The sequence below is a fragment of the Pedobacter sp. JY14-1 genome (assembly GCF_029269825.1).
Taxonomy (GTDB): Bacteria; Bacteroidota; Bacteroidia; order Sphingobacteriales; family Sphingobacteriaceae; genus Pedobacter.
The window spans coordinates 627319-646627 of the sequence record NZ_JARJHU010000003.1; the positions used below are offsets into that span (position 1 = coordinate 627319).

General features: G+C 45.1%; 13 protein-coding genes and 1 tRNA gene. 8 read left to right on the forward strand and 6 right to left on the reverse strand.

Features of this window, described 5'->3' with window-relative positions; translation table 11 throughout:
• The first annotated feature begins 28 nt into the window (after positions 1–28).
• Positions 29–1441 (forward strand): calcineurin-like phosphoesterase family protein, encoded by a 1413-nt coding sequence (locus P2W84_RS08830; protein ID WP_276089758.1) that lies wholly within the window; start codon positions 29–31, stop codon positions 1439–1441.
• Between the two features lie 175 nt (positions 1442–1616).
• Positions 1617–2582, forward strand: a complete 966-nt coding sequence (locus tag P2W84_RS08835) for an acetyl-CoA carboxylase carboxyltransferase subunit alpha (RefSeq protein WP_276089759.1) — start codon at positions 1617–1619, stop codon at positions 2580–2582.
• A 65-nt stretch (positions 2583–2647) separates the two neighbouring features.
• Here P2W84_RS08835 and P2W84_RS08840 read toward each other — a convergent pair whose 3' ends face one another.
• Entirely contained in the window at positions 2648–5677 is a 3030-nt protein-coding gene (locus tag P2W84_RS08840; protein WP_276089760.1) for a DUF2723 domain-containing protein, read from the reverse strand.
• Positions 5678–6083: 406 nt separating this feature from the next.
• On the opposite strand from P2W84_RS08840, the gene P2W84_RS08845 reads away from it, so the two are divergent.
• The 4 genes from P2W84_RS08845 to pth all read left to right on the forward strand — a co-directional run bounded on the left by P2W84_RS08845 (position 6084) and on the right by pth (position 8564).
• A tRNA-Gln gene (locus tag P2W84_RS08845) sits at positions 6084–6154 on the forward strand.
• Positions 6155–6225: 71 nt separating this feature from the next.
• Positions 6226–7167 carry a ribose-phosphate pyrophosphokinase gene (locus tag P2W84_RS08850; RefSeq protein ID WP_276089761.1) on the forward strand — a complete coding sequence of 314 codons (942 nt, stop codon included), beginning with the start codon at positions 6226–6228 and terminating at the stop codon, positions 7165–7167.
• Positions 7168–7298: 131 nt separating this feature from the next.
• A complete protein-coding gene (locus P2W84_RS08855; protein WP_276089762.1) occupies positions 7299–7877 on the forward strand; it encodes a 50S ribosomal protein L25/general stress protein Ctc in 579 nt (192 codons plus the stop codon).
• Between the two features lie 126 nt (positions 7878–8003).
• Complete coding sequence (gene pth / locus P2W84_RS08860) at positions 8004–8564, forward strand: aminoacyl-tRNA hydrolase (protein WP_276089763.1); 561 nt, start codon at positions 8004–8006, stop codon at positions 8562–8564.
• Between the two features lie 21 nt (positions 8565–8585).
• On the opposite strand, the gene P2W84_RS08865 is transcribed toward pth, so the two are convergent.
• The 5 genes from P2W84_RS08865 to P2W84_RS08885 form a co-directional block, all read right to left on the reverse strand.
• Entirely contained in the window at positions 8586–10175 is a 1590-nt protein-coding gene (locus P2W84_RS08865; protein WP_276089764.1) for a response regulator, read from the reverse strand.
• A gap of 18 nt (positions 10176–10193) precedes the next feature.
• The gene (locus P2W84_RS08870; RefSeq protein ID WP_276089765.1) at positions 10194–11021 is read right to left on the reverse strand and encodes a protein-glutamate O-methyltransferase CheR; all 828 of its coding nucleotides are present in this window, start codon (positions 11019–11021) and stop codon (positions 10194–10196) included.
• A 1-nt stretch (position 11022) separates the two neighbouring features.
• Complete coding sequence (locus P2W84_RS08875; RefSeq protein WP_276089766.1) at positions 11023–14532, reverse strand: response regulator; 3510 nt, start codon at positions 14530–14532, stop codon at positions 11023–11025.
• Between the two features lie 70 nt (positions 14533–14602).
• Complete coding sequence (locus P2W84_RS08880) at positions 14603–15283, reverse strand: LytTR family DNA-binding domain-containing protein (RefSeq protein WP_276089767.1); 681 nt, start codon at positions 15281–15283, stop codon at positions 14603–14605.
• Positions 15284–15292: 9 nt separating this feature from the next.
• The gene (locus tag P2W84_RS08885; RefSeq protein WP_276089768.1) at positions 15293–16807 is read right to left on the reverse strand and encodes a histidine kinase; all 1515 of its coding nucleotides are present in this window, start codon (positions 16805–16807) and stop codon (positions 15293–15295) included.
• A 121-nt stretch (positions 16808–16928) separates the two neighbouring features.
• On the opposite strand from P2W84_RS08885, the gene P2W84_RS08890 reads away from it, so the two are divergent.
• Together P2W84_RS08890 and P2W84_RS08895 are read left to right on the forward strand one after the other, a co-directional pair.
• Complete coding sequence (locus P2W84_RS08890; RefSeq protein WP_276089769.1) at positions 16929–17276, forward strand: arsenate reductase; 348 nt, start codon at positions 16929–16931, stop codon at positions 17274–17276.
• A 49-nt stretch (positions 17277–17325) separates the two neighbouring features.
• Positions 17326–19290, forward strand: coding sequence for a M1 family metallopeptidase (locus P2W84_RS08895; protein WP_276089770.1), 1965 nt, complete (start codon positions 17326–17328; stop codon positions 19288–19290).
• Positions 19291–19309 lie beyond the last annotated feature (19 nt).

The window sequence follows — 19309 nt, forward strand, 5'->3', positions numbered from 1 at the left end:
TCAGAGGTTAACTTAAAGTACAGAATCAATGAACAGAAAATCATTCTTACAGAGCATAGGCTTTATTGCCGGAAGCGCGTTTATCAGCCTGAAGTCGGATGCTTATTCAACACTCAGGCGCGGGCAGGAAATCAGTGGCAGAGTGACTGATGAAACAGGTGGTGTAGCCAATGTAGTCATATCTGATGGCTATTCAGTGGTATCCACTGATACTAAAGGCAGATATAAGATCAGTCCAGATGAAAAAGCAAACCATCTTTTTATGAGTACCCCTTCAGGTTATGAATTTAAGACTAATGCTCATATCGCCAGGCAATACGAGCTTCTGGGTGTACGCAACCAATATGACTTTAAACTGAACCGGTTGAAGAAAGATGACAACAAACATCATTTTATCATATGGGCTGATCCGCAGGTAAGGACAAAGGATGATGTGCGTCAGATGATGGAAACCTCTGTCCCGGATACAATTGAACAGATTAGGGCATTAGGACCAGGGGCGCTGGTGCACGGGATCACTGTAGGTGATATCGCCTGGGATTATCTGGAATTCTTTGAAGATTACAACAAGGCGGTTTCCCAGATGGGCATTCCTTTTTTCCAGGCTCTGGGTAATCACGACATGGATTATCGTCAGGGTGGCGATGAAACTTCCGACAAGACCTTTAAGGAGGTTTTCGGCCCAACTTATTATTCCTTTAACCGGGGAAAGGTACATTATGTGATACTGGATGATGTACGCTACCTCGGGACCGAACGCGACTATGATGGTTACATCACCGAGGCACAGCTGACCTGGCTGGAGAAGGACCTGAAATTTGTACCTAAGGAAAACCTGGTGATTGTCAACCTGCATATTCCGGTACACAACTCTGTAAAGAACAATGCGGAATTGTATAAAGTTCTGCAAGGATTCAAAAATGTCCATATCATGTCCGGACATACCCATTTTAATGTCAACAAGATTACTGATGGGATATACGAACATAACCATGGTGCAGTATGTGGTGCCTGGTGGGCGGGAAATATCTGTTCTGATGGCACGCCGAGAGGATATGGTGTTTATCATGTAGACGGTACGAGACTGGAGTGGTTCTATAAACCTACTGGTTTACCTAAGGAACATCAGATATCCCTTTATCTTGACAACCTGACCAATCAGAAACGTCTGCTGGCAAATATCTGGAACTGGGATCCAGAATGGAAGATAGAATATAGCGTAGACGGTAAGGCAATGGGCACTTTGGAGCAGCAGACTGGCAGCGATCCGGAGGCCATCCGTCTGAACGGTTTGGGTAAACCTGCAAAGGGCCGTGCCTTTACCAAACCAACTCAGACGGACCATCTCTTCATGGCACACCTGGCGCCGGACGTAAAAGTAATCAAGGTTACCGCTACTGACCGGTTCGGAAATAGATTCAGCAAACAGATCAGTTCCTAAAGGCTGGCGGATAAATCAGGTATCGTACAATTCTCAAGGCTGTCCGGAAGTATTTATACTCCCGGACAGCCTTTTGCGCTATTTATACTTCAAAGTTTCTCCTTGAAGCATTTCGGGCATCGGATATAGTATTAACATGAAATGATAAAAAGAATTCCTATTTTTACAGCCCGCTATGGAACAGATAAAAACGTCATTTGATTTTGAAAAACCTTTGGCAGAGCTGGTACAGCAAATTGAGAAGGTGAAACAAATCGCCGATAAAACAAAAGTAGATATGTCTGCGACAATTAAAGAGCTGGAGGGCAAACTCGAGGAGACCCGGCAGGATATGTATACCGACCTAACCGGTTGGCAGAAGGTTCAGATGTCCAGGCATCCTGAAAGGCCACAGACCCTTGACTATATCAGTCTGATCTGTGATGACTTTGTAGAACTGCACGGTGACCGTACCGTAGGGGACGACAAGGCAATTGTCGGTGGTTTTGCGACGATTGAAGGGCAGACGGTTATGATCATTGGTCATCAGAAAGGTAAGAATACCAAGGAGCGACAATATCGCAACTTTGGTATGGCCAATCCTGAAGGTTATCGTAAAGCATTGCGCCTGATGCGTCTGGCAGAAAAGTTCAATAAGCCCGTTATTTCTTTTATAGATACAATGGGTGCTTATCCGGGCCTTGAAGCCGAAGAGCGCGGACAAGGCGAGGCGATTGCGCGTAACCTGCTGGAGATGTCGGTACTTAAGGTCCCGGTACTTTGTTTCATAGTAGGTGAGGGAGCGTCGGGAGGTGCACTCGGCATTGGTATTGGTGATAAGGTATATATGCTGGAGCATACGTGGTATTCAGTGATTTCTCCCGAATCTTGCTCATCCATTCTTTGGAGAAGCTGGGATTATAAGGAGAAGGCGGCGGAATGTCTGAAACTGACGTCGGAAGATATGTTCAGTAATAAACTCATTGACGGTGTCATTAAAGAGCCGCTAGGAGGGGCGCATCAGAACCCCCTGGAAATGGCCGCTACTGTTAAGAAACAGATATTGAAAGACCTGAAGGAACTTAAGAAGGAAAAAACGGATAAGATGATTGCGAACCGCATTGATAAATTCTGTGCAATGGGTGTGGTTGTCGAAGAATAATACGCATGGCCTTTAAAGCCTTTGTTTAAATAAAAAAGCCCGGATGCACATCCGGGCTTTTTTATTTACTGCTGTGCAAAATATTGTGAGAACCGGCTTTCAAGATAGTTGAACTGGTCTACAAGTTCCTTGCTCAGCTTAGCCTGTTTGTGCTTTTCTGCGACTCCTGCCATCTGGTTTAGGAAAGACATGCCCAATTGCACGTTCTGACCGCCGATGAGCTTATGTTTGCTTTGCGAAACATCCGCAAGGTAATCCAGCTCCTTCTTAATATAAGCAGCAGCCTTCTCTATTAATGCATTGGCACGGGTGGTGTCACCCATGTCATATAGATTCTCTGAAAGGAAATAGGCGCCCATAGTAGATCTCATACCAAAGAAACGGTCAGGCATCACCTCAAAATAACGGTCAGCAACTTTTTTTGCGTCAGCTGTACGTCCTTCCTTGAGTAGCCCAGTGATCGTATTGTTAAAGATGTTGGTGAAGATAGAAATATCGTCTGCTGATTGCGGATCCAGATAACTGGCGTGCTTTACATTACCCCAGACGAATTTATTCATTACATTGTTATAAAGTTCGTCGGTATTGATCAAATCACCGCGCTGTGTATTTACGGTATCGACCTTCAGCGGCATCAGGCGCAGTGCAAGTCCTTCAGTATACAGGTAATTATCCAGGCCGTTGTACTGATCTGAAGGTACAGTCGAAGCGAAATATATCGGACGCTTCCAGTTATTATGTGCCAGTATATCGAGCATAGCCAGTGTTCCTTTTGTCACATAGTTTTTATTAAACGTCCACTCCAGGGTGGGGACGATATTGGTCGAATCCTTAGCTGGTACAGCATGGTTTTTCAGCACATCTTCACGATTGACTGTCAGTTTGAATTTTTTGGTCGGTATAAAGTTGTCCCATGTGCCATCCTGACGCTGAATCTTGTCCTCCTGATTATCAGACAACAACAGGTCAACGATATCTTTCAGTTCTACATTTCCCTCGATCTTATGGTCCTGGTAATACATCACGTCTCGTACGCCCTGTACGTATTGAGAAGGGGTCATACTGATAGGCAAGGGTTCAGACTCATTCATCTTGCGCTTCATGCCATTGATGTACCAATCTGTGTCAAAAAGGCTCAGGTTGACCAGACGGATATCCGGGCGGACGTTTTCTACCTCCTGTGCATACCAGAGTGGATAGGTATCATTGTCACCATAAGTAAACAAAATCGCATTGGGGGCGCAGGACTGCAGATAGTCTACCGCGATATCGTGAGCCACCATCTTTTCAGAACGATTATGGTCGTCCCAGCCTTGTGCTGCCATGATCACGGGCGCAGCCAAAAGGCCGGCTATCGTAGCGGCAACGCCACCGGTTGCAGGAGTCAGCTTCTTAATCAGCCAATCACGAAGTCCGAGTACACCCAAACCTATCCAGATGGCAAATGCGTAGAAGGAACCTGCATAGGCATAATCACGCTCACGCGGCTCCATGGGCTTCTGGTTTAGATACAATACAATGGCGATGCCTGTAAAGAAAAACAACAGGGCGACGATACCTGCATCTTGTTGCTTGCGTTTAAAATGCCATACCGCACCGATTACACCTAGAATTAGCGGCAGGAAAAAGAATCTGTTATAGGCCTTGCTTTCCAGGATGGAGGGCGGCAGATTTTTCTGATTGCCCAGCATGATTGCGTCGATCGGTTTTACACCACTTAGCCACTGGCCTTCGTACAGGCTTCCCTGACCCTGGTCGTCATTCTGGCGGCCTACAAAGTTCCAGAAGAAATATCGCATGTACATCAATCCTACCTGATAGCTGAAAAAGAATTTAACGTTGTCCACCAACGTCGGAAAATGCGAATCGTCCAGGCCCAGCATATCTTTATAATAGGCAACATGCCTTGCGTCATCGCTGTACATTCGGGGAAAAGGTGTGGTCCTGTCATAAACATAATCCATTTTCCTGCCTGAAACTTCATACTTCTCGGCACCCTTACGATAATTGGTCTTACCCTCGGTGATCTCCACGACCTGAGAATTGTAGTTTGGTCCGAATAGCAACGGCCGGTCGCCATATTGTTCGCGGTTCAGATAACTGAGGAATGAAAAGGCGTTGTCAGGATCGCTGTTATTCAAGTTTGGATCCGCCTTGGCCCTGATAATGATCATGGCAAAAGAGCAGTAACCAAAGATGATCAGTACCGTGGAAAGCAGGCCAAGGTTGAGTACCTTATTCTGGTGTTTAATGGAGTAACGGATGCCCCATACCAGGCCACCGATGACCAATATTGCAAAAACGACAACTCCGGAACCGAAACCCATGCCCAAGCTGTTCACAAAAAACAAGTCAAAGTAAGCTCCAAAAGACACCAAGTACTGGATAATGCCGTATTGAATAACAGCAAGGATCAGGATGCCTACCAATGCGGTCTTAATAATACCCGCGGTGGTAGGTTTGCTGGTCTTTTTGAAGTAATATACAAAGGCAATAGCCGGAATGGTTAACAGGTTGAGCAGGTGGATGCCAATGGAAAGACCCATGATATAGGCGATGAAGAGCAGCCAGCGGTCGGCGCGGGGCTCGTCAGCTACCGCTTCCCATTTTAATATCGCCCAGAATACGATTGCTGTGAACAGTGAAGAAAGGGCATACACTTCTGACTCAACGGCAGAAAACCAGAAACTGTCTGAATAGGTATAAGCCAATGCGCCTACAATGCCTGAGCCCATAATAGCAATGATGTTGGCCTTACTGATCTCCTCTCCTGCCTTTACTACAATCTTTTTTGCCAGTGCAGTGATGGTCCAGAACAGGAAAAGAATGGTTGCGCCGCTGGCTATCGCCGAACCTAGGTTCATAAAATAGGCGACTTTTGTATTGTCACCAAAGGCAAACAACGAGAAGAACCTCTGGATCATGAGGAACAGGGGAGCGCCGGGCTGGTGTACGACCTGCATTTTCAGTGCCGAGGCGATAAACTCGCCACAATCCCAAAAACTAACTGAGGGTTCTAGCGTCAAGACATAAGACAAAGTGGCAATGAAGAAACAAATCCAGCCGGTTATATTGTTAATCTTTGAGTAATTCATTTCGTTATCAAGTACTTATTGTTATAAGAGCAAATAATCGCAGCCGAAAATAAAGAATAAGATTGATAATCGGGAAAAGAAGGCCAGAGTTTAACAAATTTTAATATGGTGTGAACAGGGTGTGCTCTGAGTCTATTACAACATCCTGACGCGATGGATGCTTCCAGCATAGCTTAAAAGCCGAGTGTAAAGATGGAAGTCTGCATGGGCACACAGGCTATACCTTGCAGATATGCAGGGAGCATTGGCTTTCCGAGTTCAAAAAGCTGATCTTCTGAATTTTCGGTATTTTCGTAACGGTGAGTGTAAAAAAAATATTTAAATTTTTTCAAGTGAAGTCTTGCAAAAGCAGAAAATCTGCGTAGATTTGCATTCCCAATTCAAGGGAAGCTTTGAAAAAGGAGATTGCCTGATAGTATAATGGTAGTACGACGGTTTTTGGTACCGTTTGTCTAGGTTCGAATCCTGGTCGGGCAACTAAACATATTCGGATTGTGAAGTAAAAAACGCAATCCGATTTTTTTTAACATTATTCATCGTTTTCGAGAATGCCATTGCAATTTAACCCGGTTAAGCTTTTTGCCGGAAGTGGTACAAAGGACTTAGCACAGCGGATCGCCGAAAGTTACGGCAAGCCGCTTGGAAGTGTTACCCTGAATACGTTCAGCGATGGAGAATTCCAACCTTCTTATGACGAAACCGTAAGGGGGTGTGATGTGTTCCTGATTCAGTCTACTTATCAGCCTTCAGATAACCTTATGGAACTGCTTTTGATGGTAGACGCGGCAAAAAGGGCATCAGCGCATTACATCACTGCTGTAGTGCCTTATTATGGCCTTGCCAGGCAGGACAGGAAGGATAAGCCTAGGGTTGCGATCGGTGCTAAGCTGGTGGCTAACCTGCTAAAATCGGCAGGTATTCACAGGATTATGACCATGGACCTGCATGCAGCGCAGATCCAAGGCTTTTTTGATATTCCGGTAGATCATTTGGACGGATCGGTGATTTTTGTACCCTATATTAAGAGCCTCGGACTTGAAAACCTGACCATCGCTTCCCCGGATATGGGAGGTTCTTACAGGGCCAGGACATTTGCCAAGTTCTTTAATGCAGAAGTGGTAATCTGCGACAAACGCCGTAAGCGCGCCAATGAGATTGAGTCGATGTCGATCATCGGCGATGTGAAGGGACTGGATGTAGTGTTGATTGACGATATATGCGACACGGCCGGTACGCTTGCCAAGGCTGCCGCACTGATTATGGAAAAGGGAGCAAAAAGCGTTCGTGCTGTATGTACGCACCCTGTGCTGTCCGGGAAGGCTTATGAAACGGTGGAAAATTCGGCATTGACGGAACTGATCGTGACGGATACGATCCCGTTAAAGCAGGAGAGCAAGAAGATCAGAGTGCTGAGTACAGCCCCTTTGTTTGCTAAGGCAATAGCAAATGTGAATGAACATGGTTCGATTGCAGACCTGTTTAAAGTGTAAGCGGAAAAAAGAGTTTGGGTTGATGAGCTTCCTCTGTGGGGCATGCGGAAGAATGATTTGCAGGAAATTAAAAGTGATGTGCGGGGAGAAGTAGTAGAAAATTAGAATAATTAATAACTAAATAAATAAAAATGAAAACAATCGCAATTAGCGGTTCTCCAAGAGAGAACGTAGGGAAACGCGATGCTAAGGAACTGCGCTATGAAGGTAAGGCTCCTGCGGTATTGTATGGTGGAAAAGAGCAGAAGCACTTTGCTATAACGATCACAGAACTTAAGGACGCTATCTATTCGCCTGAAGCTAACTTTGTGGAAATCGCTTTAGGCAATGAAAGGATCAAGGCAATAATCAAGGAATTACAGTTTCATCCACTGACTGAAACATTGCTGCATGTGGATTTTCTTCAGTTGTTTGACGACAAAGCCATTACCATGGAAATTCCGGTAAGGTTGACAGGTACTTCCCCAGGTGTGAAAATGGGAGGTAAACTGGTTCAGAAACTGCGCAAGCTGCGTGTAAAGGCATTACCTAAGGACATGCCGCAGGCAGTTGAAGTGAGTATAGATAAACTTGAAGTAGGTAATTTGTTCCGTGTACGTGACCTTGAAAAAGGTGCTTACCTAGTGACCAATACCCCTGAAGATACCATTGTTTCCGTAGCAATGTCAAGGGCGTTGAAACAGGCAGAACAGGAAGCAAAAAAGAAATAAGTTTTTCTGTTTCAGAAAAGGGGGCATCCGGATACGGATGCCTTTTTTTTTAGTGTTTATTGCTGATAGTTGCTGCTTCTGATGTTAAACATTCGGATTACTAAAAGAAGATTTATATTTGGGAAGATGAAATATTTGATTGTCGGCCTTGGTAATATAGGGCCTGAATATAAAGATACCCGGCATAATATCGGGTTCAATATTGCAGATGCACTCGTATCTGGTCTGGAAGGTGACTTTATGACAGGCCGCCTGGCCTATCACGCGGAGGTTTCCTTCAAAGGAAGAAAATTACATGTCATTAAGCCGACTACATTTATGAACCTGAGTGGTAAGGCGGTGAACTATTGGATGAAGGAACTCAAAATAGATCCTGAAAACGTATTAGTAATTGTAGATGACCTGGCTTTGCCTCTGGGCAGATTAAGGTTAAAGTTACAGGGGAGCAGTGCGGGGCATAATGGCCTGAAAAGTATCGAAGAGGTGTGCGGCGGGCAGAACTATGCCAGATTACGTTTTGGTATTGGGGACAATTTCTCCAAAGGCAGGCAAGTGGAATACGTGCTTGGACGATTTGACCGAGATGAGTTACCTGAACTTCCGGGGCTTATTGACCGGAGCGTAGAGCTGATCAAGAGTTTTGTAACAATTGGGCCTGCTCAGACCATGACGCAATTCAATAAGTAATATTGCCGTTTGGTCCTGTTCTTAGTGTGCGCCAGTATACTGAACAAGTTTTTCGTGGAGTACATCCAGCTCGAAGGGTTTACTGATGACATCGTTGGCACCTGCTTCAATTGCAGTCTGTTTGTCCGTTTCCATAACTGCAGCAGAAAAGGTAATCACAGGGATGTTCTCTTTGCCGGGAACATGACCTTCCCTAATCAGCTTAATCGCATCTAATCCGTTCATTACAGGCATGAAGGTATCCATTAGCACAATGTCATAGTTGTTTCCCTTGAGTTTTTCCAGGGCTTCCTTACCGTTTTCTACAACATCTGTGTCAACTTTCCATTCTTTTAGTATCTTAACGATCAGGAACTTGTTGATAGGATTGTCTTCTGCTACCAGCACTCTCAAATTATTAAAAGTCCTTAGCGTTTCCTTTTTTGCCGCTTTATGGGTTTCTGCTTCTCTCACGACTTCATACCAGTTAGTGAAACAAAATGTGCTACCTTTACCTTCTTGGCTGCTGACCTCGAGAAAACCACCTTTCAATTTGGTAAGGTTCCTGACAATGGACAGGCCAAGCCCGGTGCCGCCAAACCGACTATTGGTCTGATCGTCAGCTTGCTCAAAGGATTCAAATATTTTTTCTATATTCTCTGGAGCAATACCGATTCCGGTATCGATGACGGAAAACCTGAGCCGCACGTTGTTGCCCTTTATGCTTAGGGTTTCCACTTTTAAGGTGACACTTCCTTCTGAGGTAAATTTAATCGCGTTACCGATCAAGTTCATAAGGATCTGGTTGAGCCGGAGTGAATCGGCCATGATATGTCCGGGAAGGTCAGCGGCAAAATCTGTGATCAGTTCGAGGCGTTTTTCGCGCGCACGAATGCTGAGCAGGTTGACTACTGCATTACATAGCCCGATAATATCGGTGGAAGCACGGTTGATCTTAAATTTGCCAGCTTCAATCTTAGAAAGGTCAAGAATGTCATTAATGACTCCAAGGAGCGAGTTGGATGAGATTTCGAGCAGACTTACCATTTCTTTTTGCTCGGTCGTTAACTGGCTTTTTTCCAGCAGATGGGTGATCCCGATGATGCCATTGATCGGGGTGCGGATCTCATGGCTCATATTGGCCAGGAAGTTCTCTTTGATGCGTTTGCCCTGTTCGGCTTGTTCTTTAGCTTTGATGAGTTCTTTCTGATAGGCCTCCAGTTCTTTGTTCTTCTGTTTGAGCTCACGCTGTCCTCTTACAAACTGAATAAAAGAGTCTACCTTGGCAGAGGTAACGAATGGGTCCAGGGGCTTATAAAGATAATCTACGGCTCCCGTATTGAGGCCTTTAACTGCATATTTAGTCTCTTTGGAGATTGCGGTAACGAAGATAATGAGGATGTCTTTTGTTCTGGGGTTGCTTTTGAGTATCTCTACCAGTTCAAAGCCATCCATTTCAGGCATTTGCACATCAACCAAGGCGATGGCAATATCGATCTCCCAGCAAAGCCTAAGGGCTTCGTTTGGATTGGTAGTTGTGACCAGGTTAATGTCGGAACGTTGTAGCAGTGCTTCCAGGGCTACAATGTTTTCCGGTCGGTCATCTACAATAAGTATATTGATTTTTTCCATAGGTTGCTTGGTGTGCCTTCAGGCTATTTTTTGGTAAATATTGTTTTTCTTATCTATTATTTTGAATCGGCCAGTTTCGTTGCTCCTGAGGGTCTCTTTAGAGCCCAGGCATAAAAATCCAAAATTAGCTAAACTATTGTAAAATAGATCGATTACCCGTTTTTGAAGTTCTAAATTAAAGTAGATAAGAACATTTCTGCAGGAAATGACCTGAAACTCGTTGAAGACACCATCTGAAACGAGGTTATGGACGGAGAAGAGAACGTTTTTCTTGAGTGAATGATTGATTTTAGCTGCGTCATATTTTGCTGTATAGTAATCTGAAAGTGTATGTTGGGTGCCTATTTTATGATAGTTCTCGGAATAGATTTTCATTTTCTGCAGCTCGTATATTCCGTTTCTGGCATATTCCAGCACATCGTTATTAATATCGGTCCCGTAGAAAAAGGTACGTTCATACAAGTGCTCTTCTGAAAATAGAATTGCAAAAGAGTACAGCTCTTCCCCTGTAGAGCAGCCGGCATTCCAGACCTTAATACGCTGATAGGACCTTAAATAGGGCAGGACATGGGTCGTCAGAGAACGGTAGAAGGCTGGGTCTCTGAACATCTCAGTGACATTAACAGTGATCTCAATAAGAAAAGACTCGAAATAATCGGGATTATTGGTCAATAACGCTCGCAAATCGAACAAGTCAAGCTTTTGGAGCTGCATGATCCTGGAAACCCGTCTTTTAAGTGAAGCAGCTGAATAGTTGCTGAAATCGAACCCATGTACATTACGTATAAGACCGACCAGGGCGGTAAGTTGTTCGTAGGTGATGATGTCGGGATGGAGTGTATTCATATTAGCTAAGCCATACGCGCATCATGGAGAGCAGTTTATCCATGTCAACAGGTTTTGAGATATAATCGTTTGCTCCGGCTTCTATGCATTTCTCCCGATCGTTTTTCATGGCCTTGGCTGTTAGTGCAATAATGGGAAGTTTGCTGAATTGCTTGTCTCTTCGGATGGTCCGCATGGCCTCATAGCCATCCATTTCAGGCATCATAATGTCCATCAGCACCAGGTTTATTTTTTCCTGGTTCTCCTGTAGCTTCTCAACGGCTTCCCGGCCGTTATTGGCAATGACGATGTTCATGTCGTAGTCCTGAAGTGCACTTGAAAGTGCAAATATATTACGCATGTCGTCATCTGCGATTAGCACGGTTTTTCCTTTGAGTGCTTTCTCAATGGTGAGGCTGCCTTTTGTTTTGCCGGAAGGGACGGCAGTAACAGGTTGTGTGTCCTGCTTCAGTTTATTCATGAACAGGCTTACTTCATCAATCAGGCGATCATTACTCTTGTTGGACTTTAATACCATGGCTTCCGTATACCGCATAATGTGAGCCATTTTCTGGTCGTCCAGTTCCATTGCTGTATTGATGATTACTGGTGTTTGCTCAAGTCCGGGAATAGCTTTGATCTTATCAAGCAGGTCAAAGCCTGAGATATCAGGTAATTTGAGATCAAGGATAATGCAATCGAAATAATTTGCTGCAAGCAGTTCGATAGCTTCCTGACCGGTGAAAGCCTGCATAACTTCTACACCTTTTTCGGTAAGTTGCTGAGTGAGTATTTTGCTCTGCAGTTCCTGGTCTTCAATGACGAGGACCTTGTTGAGATTGTTGCTAGCATATGCAATACTGAGCAATTTGAAAGCTTCATCAAGCTGTTCTTTCTCTACTGGTTTCTTGAGGAAACCAATGGCACCCTCTTGTCTGGCACGACTTTCTTTTTCATTACCGGCAGACATCATATGCACAGGGATATGCCGGGTCCTGGGATCTGCCTTCAGCTCCCTCAAGACGGTCCAACCATCCATGACAGGCAGCATTATATCAAGCACGATGGCATCGGGCAGTTTTGAAATGGCCATTTTCAAGCCAATATCACCGCTATGAGCGATAATGGGTTCAAAACCTTTTTCACGGGCATAGTCACTAAGCACATCAGCAAATGTTATGTCATCCTCAACAATTAGTAAAGTCTGATGGTCAGCTATATTTTGTCCGGAACTTACAGGAACTGCAGGAGGTTCGGGATTATTTTGAATGACTTTATGCTCAGTTAGTACTGAGTCATTTGCATCGGACATAGGAGTGGAAGACTGTACCAGGTTTTCTTTTTCTATGCTTTCAGGGATAAAGAATGTAAAGGTACTGCCTTGTCCAGGAAGGCTCCAGACCTGTATCTCACCACCAAGGATGTGGGCAAGTTCTTTGCTGATGGACAAGCCCAAGCCAGTACCTCCATATTTCCTGCTGGTAGATCCGTCAGCCTGTTGAAAAGCCTCGAAAATAAGCTTCTGTTTGTCTTCAGGGATGCCGATGCCTGAATCTTTGACACTGAAGGCGATAATTTTTCCTTTCTCCTGACGAAGCTGTTCGGAGTAAAATTGCTGACCGGATGCTGCGCAGTGTATATCCAGGCTAATGTTCCCTTGTTCCGAAGTAAATTTGAAGGCGTTGGACAGCAGATTCTTGATCACCTGCTCAACTCTCGCCGGGTCCGTCATCAGTTTTTCGGGAAGATCAGCGCTGGTATTGATGGTAAAATTCAATTTCTTGCTTTTTGCCAGTTCCCTGAATAACGCGTCGATGTCCGCGCTAATGGTTTCAGGGCTAACTGGTTCGACATTGAGGTCGACTTTTCCTGACTCGATCTTGGACAGATCAAGAATATCGTTGATCAGCGTAAGCAGATCGCTTCCGGCATTGTGGATGACGCCGGCATATTTGATCTGGTCTTCAGTGAGGTTAGCTGGCTTGTTTTCTTTAAGAATGCGTGCAAGTATCAGGATGCTATTGAGCGGCGTGCGGAGTTCATGGCTCATATTAGCCAGGAATTCCGATTTATACTTGCTGGAAAGTTCGAGTTCTTCGGCCTTCAGACTCATGGCTTCTCGGGCCTGGTTGACAATGATATTTTGTTCTTCGAGTTGCTGGGCTTTTTCTTCCAATTCAGCATTGGTTTGGCGAAGTTCTTCCTGCTGTACACGCAGTTCTTCTTCTGAAGCCTGGAGCTGTTCTGACTTGTAAACGAGTTCTTCGTTAGTCGTGCGGAGCTCTTCCTGCTGACTTTCCAGCTCTTCCGCCTGCAGTTGTGTCTGTTCGAAAAGGGCACGCAGCTTTACCCTAGCAATTGCGCTGTTGAGCGCTACGCCGACACTTTCTCCAATAGTATCCAGAAAGCGTATGACCTCATTGCCGGGAGTGTTTGTTAGTCCGAGTTCAATAACTGCGATAGTTTCTTCTTCGAATATGATAGGCAGCAGGAGTAGTGTTGTTGGTGAAGTACTGCCAAGAGATGAACTGACTTTGATGTAATCTTGGGGAATATTGGTGACGAATTTGGTTCTTTTCTCAGTGGCCGTCTGTCCGATAAGGCCTTCTCCGGTGGTATATTCCTGCCGTGAACCTTTATGTGTCCAGGCGTATGTACCGCGAAGGGCATACGACTTGCCGTTGCTGCTTATCAGGAAGAGCGCACCGATCTGCGCACCGGTATAACTGGATATCTGGCTGAGGATGTTGCAGGACAATTCTTCTATTTCCTGCTCGCCGCGCATGGCTTCATTGACAGCTGCGGCACCTGAAAGCAGCCAGTTTTTTTGTTCATTTTCACCTGATATTCGCTCCAGTTCAGCATTTGACTCCCTGATTTGCGTTTCGGTAAGTTTTTGCTGATCAAATGTTTTTTTGATGTAAGAGAATAAAAAGAGGATCAGACCGAAAATGATTGCAGAACTGAGCAATACGACAAGTTCACTTTGTGTACTGCTGGCCACAGTAGCAGCCTTTCTTTTTTTCAGCAGCACATATTCATCCTGAATTATCTTTGCACTTACTCTGAGTATCTGGTTTTTATAGAATTGCCCTTTTCCCTTCATGACCCGATCAGCTGCCTTTGTCCGGCCCTCTTCCTCATAAATCCTGAGCACCTCCTTCATTTCGTCAACCTTTTGGTTAACATACAAGTTGATAGAGTCGATCCGGGCTTCCTGTACCGGATTGTCGGATACGAGGGCTTTAAGTTTTTGTACAGCGGGAAGTACTTTCAGGACACTACCGTTATAGGGCGCCAGGTATTGCTCCTGGCCGGAAAGAATATATCCCCTGATACCTGTTTCTGAATTGAGTATGAAGAATTCTACGTCTTTGACAGAGTTGATCACATCGTAGGTATGGTTTTCCCAGGAACCATTATCCGTTAGCTTTTTAACACTGAGGTGTGAGGTGATCGCGGAGACCAGTACGAACAATAGAGAAATGGTGAATCCTGTAAGTACTTGTTGCTTGAAGCTAAGCTTTAACATAGTTTGTATGTTGATCCCAGTAGATCAATAACGCAATATTAATAATAATCTTAATTATATGGTCTGGTTGTTAAAGTTCGTGAAGGCAGTTTGTGTAGGTTACCCCAATTGGGATGGACTTTCCTCCAATCCAAACCTGGGAACGATCAAATCGGGTAACCTTTTCCCTGGAAACGATATATGCCCGATGGGTGCGGACGAACTTGCCCTGGGGAAGTAATAGCAATATGTCGTTCATAGGTATCCGAGTGCTAATTCGCTTATCACCTATTAGTTGTAATAGTGTGTAGTTACCGCTGGCTTCGATGTAGAGAATGTCTTGCAACTGTACCCTGACTTGTTCATACCCATCTTTTATAAATATCGATGTCTGGCCCGGCGGGGTTTCGGGGTTTCTGAGGTTATGCAGTTCATAGGCCTTGTTGCAAGCTTTAAGAAACCGGGAAAGTGAGAAGGGTTTGAGCAGATAGTCAACGGCATCAAGTTCGAAACTTTTCACCGCGTGTTCAGAATAGGCGGTAGTGAAAATGACCATAGGCGGGTTACTCAGGCTGGCGAGGAAATCAATGCCACTGATATCGGGCATTTTGATGTCGAGAAAAATAAGTGCTGTTTTATGTTGCTGCAGATAACTGACTGCCTCGAATGCGTTAGTGAAAGTAGCCTCTAACCGGATGAAAGGCACCTTGGAAGATAGGTTACGGATCACATCTAGGGCAATGGGTTCATCGTCTATGGCAATAGCGGTCATAGATTAAATTTAGCTGTTTTTGCCAATTTTCAAGGTAAGGTGAACGAAGAATTCCGTTGCACTTTCACGGATAATGAGCTCGTGGCTTTTAGGATAGAGGTGTTGGAGGCGCTGACGGGTATTCGTCAGACCAATACCGCTTTTTCCTTTTTCGGGATCGTGCCCGGTCTTCTGATGAGTACTGTTATGAACGTCGAAGTACAGGGTGTCATCTTTCATTTGAAGGGTAATTTTAATGTGTGAGGGTTGCTGTAGGCTGATGCCGTGTTTGAAGGCGTTCTCTACAAAGGGGATAAGCAGCATCGGGGCAATCTGGTAGCTGTTTGGACGGTCTTCTATGCTGGTTTCAATAACAATGGAAGTAGAACGAAAGGTACGCAATTTCTGTAAGGCGATATAATTGTTGAGGTAATCGATGTCGCGGGTTAGAGAGATTTTTTCCTGTACATTTTCCTGGAGCATAAACCGCATCATATCGCCGAGCATCTGGATCCCTTCTCCGGTGCGTTCGGCACTTTCCTGAAGGGCAGTCCCATAAAGGGTGTTCAATGCATTGAAAAGGAAGTGAGGGTTGATCTGAGAGCGTAGGAAACTAAGACTGGCATCTGAACGGCCAAGTTCTGTTTTCAGGGACATAAGTTGCGCATTGGTTTCATTCCGTCGCCTGTAAATATACCAGGATAGCGGTGCACTGATCGTCAATTGTACAGGAATGTGAAAGGCAATAACGACGGCAGCCACTTCACCACGACTGCTAAATAGTAAAGCAACCAGGGCCAGCGGAATGCAGCAGGTAAGTGTGATGAGTATGAACTTGCCGAAATAATTGCGGAAGGTTTTGCCTGCTTCCAGGGCTTGTGGAATAAGGTAGTAAATAGACAGAATGACAAGGAAGACGGATGCAGAGATGACAAGTGTCCAGCAAACCATAACTTCAAACGGCGAAGAGGTAGCTAGTAGCAAGAGCAGACCAACGAACCAGACGGCAGCGCCGAATACTGTTTCAAGTTTCATACGGCTGGCCGGATCGTATTCATTAGCCTGGTGTTCACGGAAATAGAAGATCATCTTTTTGATGACGATATAAATCATGACAACAGAAATAAGCCAGGCAGCGTAGGTAAAGCCTTTCAGAAAGAAATGACTGTAGGCTTCGTCATTTGTGGAGAAATCTGAGAAGCGGTAGGCCTGGCTATAGGTGTTAAGGATGCTCGTAGTAAGTCCTATACCCAGAAAAAGCACAAAAATGACGATGGCGGAAAAGAGCCGAGAATTGGCGTCGAACAATGAGGGGGCAATACAAAAATTGAGAGCAAGAAAGGTAAAATAGAGGATAGAAAACCGGAAAAGTTCGGGAATTAGGTAATTGGAAATGTAGGAATACTTAAGACCAGCCCCGTCCATCAGATATTCTGTATGAGTAGGGGTTCTGTCGCCGGAGTTGGTAATGAGTAGCAACATGGCAAAGCCGTAGAGACCAGTGGCAATCCAGAATTCAATTCTTGAGAGATCTTTTAAATTCATATGAATGGTGTTTTGTCCTGCAATACTACAAAGGCTTTTTGTTTGGATGTTTAAAATGTGATGAATGCATGGAAAAATGTGACGAATTGTGTTTGATGTGGGTTTTAATTATGTTTGCTGTATGATCGTATATGGAATACCCAACTGCAATACTGTAAAAAAGGCTTTGACCTGGCTGGATGAGAACGGATTTAGGTATGAATTTCATGATTTTAAGAAAAAGGGAATAACGGCGGAAAAGCTGACGGATTGGTGTACGGCTTTTGGTTCCGAAAAGGTACTGAATAAAAAGGGCTCCACCTGGAGAAAGCTGACAGAAGAAGAACAGGAGCAAACATTGAGTAAAGCGGGTGCCATTTCTATATTGCGAAAATATACGAGTGCGATCAAAAGGCCTGTAATTGAAAAGAATGGCAAAGCTGTGCTGATAGGGTTTGATGAAGTAGCATATGCTAACCAATTGAAGTAGATCCAGCTGGTTTGCATATTTATTATTGACTTGAAAATACAGATCACTTATGTGTAGAAGAACAGTCTTGCTTTGCGTGCTGCTTTGCGGTGCGCTGTTTGGCAGCTTTGCCCAAAGAACATTAACTCCGGGAGGATATGATCCTCATGAAGCGTTCGGACCTTTGTTCTATACCCAGAATGGCAATGAATATCGTTCAGCGAGTGGTTATCCTGGTCCGAAGTACTGGCAGAACCGTGTGGACTATGATATTAGTGCTCGTCTGGACGAGCAGAACAACCGGGTGAGTGGTACGGTGGCGATCAGTTATAAGAACAACAGTCCGGACAGGTTGCCTTATTTATGGTTGCAACTGGATCAGAACCTGTTTTCAGAGGGATCGAGAGGCAATGTGCTGATTCCGGATGGAAGCCGGTATGGTGCAAGAGGAGAAAAACTGGACGGCGGTTACCAGATCAGTAACTTGTCGGTGCTGCGCAAGGGGAAGGCCGTTAAGTTTACGTCTCTGACGGAAGATACTCGTATGCAGTTGCGGCTGGAAGAACCGCTGGCCCCCGAAGGGGACGTCCTGACTGTGAAGATGGATTTTTCTTTTGTCGTACCTGTCAACGGTTCTGACCGTATGGGACATCTGCAAACAAAAAATGGCGAGGTATTCTGTATCGCACAGTGGTTCCCACGTATATGTGTGTATGATGATGTACTTGGCTGGAATACGTTGCCTTATTGGGGAGCGGGAGAGTTTTACTGTGAGTATGGGGATATTGATTTTGCGGTGACTGCGCCGGCTTCACATATAGTAATGGGATCTGGGGAGTTGCTAAACCCTGAGGAGGTATTTACCCCTGTACAGCTTCAGCGCTGGAACACGGCGAAGAATAGTGCGGAAAAGACAGTGATCAGGTCGGAAAATGAGGTGACTGACCCGAAGTCTAGGCCTGCCGCAGATAAACTAACCTGGAAGTTCAGGATCAGAAATGCGAGGGATGCGGCCTGGGCTTCGTCAAAAGCTTTTGTGCTGGATGCGGCGAGGATCGACCTGCCAAGCGGGAAGAAATCGCTGGCCGTAGCTGTACATCCGGTAGAAAGCAACTCTAAAGATAGTTACGGACGTGCTGTGGAGTATATCAAGACTTCAATTGAACATTATTCATCGAAATGGTTCGAATATCCTTATCCAATGGCAGTAAATGTTGCGAGCAATGTTGGTGGAATGGAGTATCCCGGCATTGTGTTTTGTGGCTGGAAAGCGAAGAAAGGAAGTGCCTGGGGAGTGATTGACCATGAGTTCGGTCACACCTGGTTCCCGATGATTGTGGGCAGTAACGAGCGGAAGCATGGTTGGATGGATGAAGGCTTTAATACATTTATTAATGGGATTTCTGCAGAATCGTTTAATAATGGAGAATATAAGCAAGAAAAGGACGACATGCACCGTGTGGCGCGCAGACTGCAGGCGGAAGAACTGGAATATATTATGCTGATGCCGGATGCAATGAGAGAAAAGAATATCGGGTTGAACCTATACAGTAAACCGGGCTGGGGCCTGAAATTGCTGCGTGACCAAGTCATCGGACCGGACAGATTTGATTATGCATTCCGTAATTATATCGCAGAATGGGCTTTTAAGCATCCAACCCCCTTTGATTTTTTCCGGTCGATGGAAAACGGTGCAGGTGAAGACCTTGCCTGGTTCTGGAGAGGCTGGTTTCTAAACAATTGGAAGATGGATCAGGGTATCGGGGCAGTGAAGGAATTAAGGCAGGACGCAAAGATCAGTGGTTACAGTATAACGGTTGACAATCTTGGACAGTTACCAATGCCAGTAATCCTTAAGGTGCAGACCCGCAGTGGAAAGACGAGTATGATCAGGTTGCCGGTCGATGTGTGGATGCGCAATACGTCCTGGACTGTGAATTATCCTGTAAATGAAGAGGTGTTATCCGTGGAACTTGATCCTGATCACGTACTGCCAGATGTCAACGAGGATAACAACCGCTGGTCAAAGAACTGAGTTCGGATTTGGCCTGCTT

Coding starts and splice junctions, on each gene's coding strand:
- P2W84_RS08830 (WP_276089758.1), top strand. CDS start 29: ATGAACAGAAAATCATTCTTACAGAGCATAGGCTTTATTGCCGGAAGC.
- P2W84_RS08835 (WP_276089759.1), top strand. CDS start 1,617: ATGGAACAGATAAAAACGTCATTTGATTTTGAAAAACCTTTGGCAGAG.
- P2W84_RS08840 (WP_276089760.1), bottom strand. CDS start 5,677: ATGAATTACTCAAAGATTAACAATATAACCGGCTGGATTTGTTTCTTC.
- P2W84_RS08850 (WP_276089761.1), top strand. CDS start 6,226: ATGCCATTGCAATTTAACCCGGTTAAGCTTTTTGCCGGAAGTGGTACA.
- P2W84_RS08855 (WP_276089762.1), top strand. CDS start 7,299: ATGAAAACAATCGCAATTAGCGGTTCTCCAAGAGAGAACGTAGGGAAA.
- pth (WP_276089763.1), top strand. CDS start 8,004: ATGAAATATTTGATTGTCGGCCTTGGTAATATAGGGCCTGAATATAAA.
- P2W84_RS08865 (WP_276089764.1), bottom strand. CDS start 10,175: ATGGAAAAAATCAATATACTTATTGTAGATGACCGACCGGAAAACATT.
- P2W84_RS08870 (WP_276089765.1), bottom strand. CDS start 11,021: ATGAATACACTCCATCCCGACATCATCACCTACGAACAACTTACCGCC.
- P2W84_RS08875 (WP_276089766.1), bottom strand. CDS start 14,532: ATGTTAAAGCTTAGCTTCAAGCAACAAGTACTTACAGGATTCACCATT.
- P2W84_RS08880 (WP_276089767.1), bottom strand. CDS start 15,283: ATGACCGCTATTGCCATAGACGATGAACCCATTGCCCTAGATGTGATC.
- P2W84_RS08885 (WP_276089768.1), bottom strand. CDS start 16,807: ATGAATTTAAAAGATCTCTCAAGAATTGAATTCTGGATTGCCACTGGT.
- P2W84_RS08890 (WP_276089769.1), top strand. CDS start 16,929: ATGATCGTATATGGAATACCCAACTGCAATACTGTAAAAAAGGCTTTG.
- P2W84_RS08895 (WP_276089770.1), top strand. CDS start 17,326: ATGTGTAGAAGAACAGTCTTGCTTTGCGTGCTGCTTTGCGGTGCGCTG.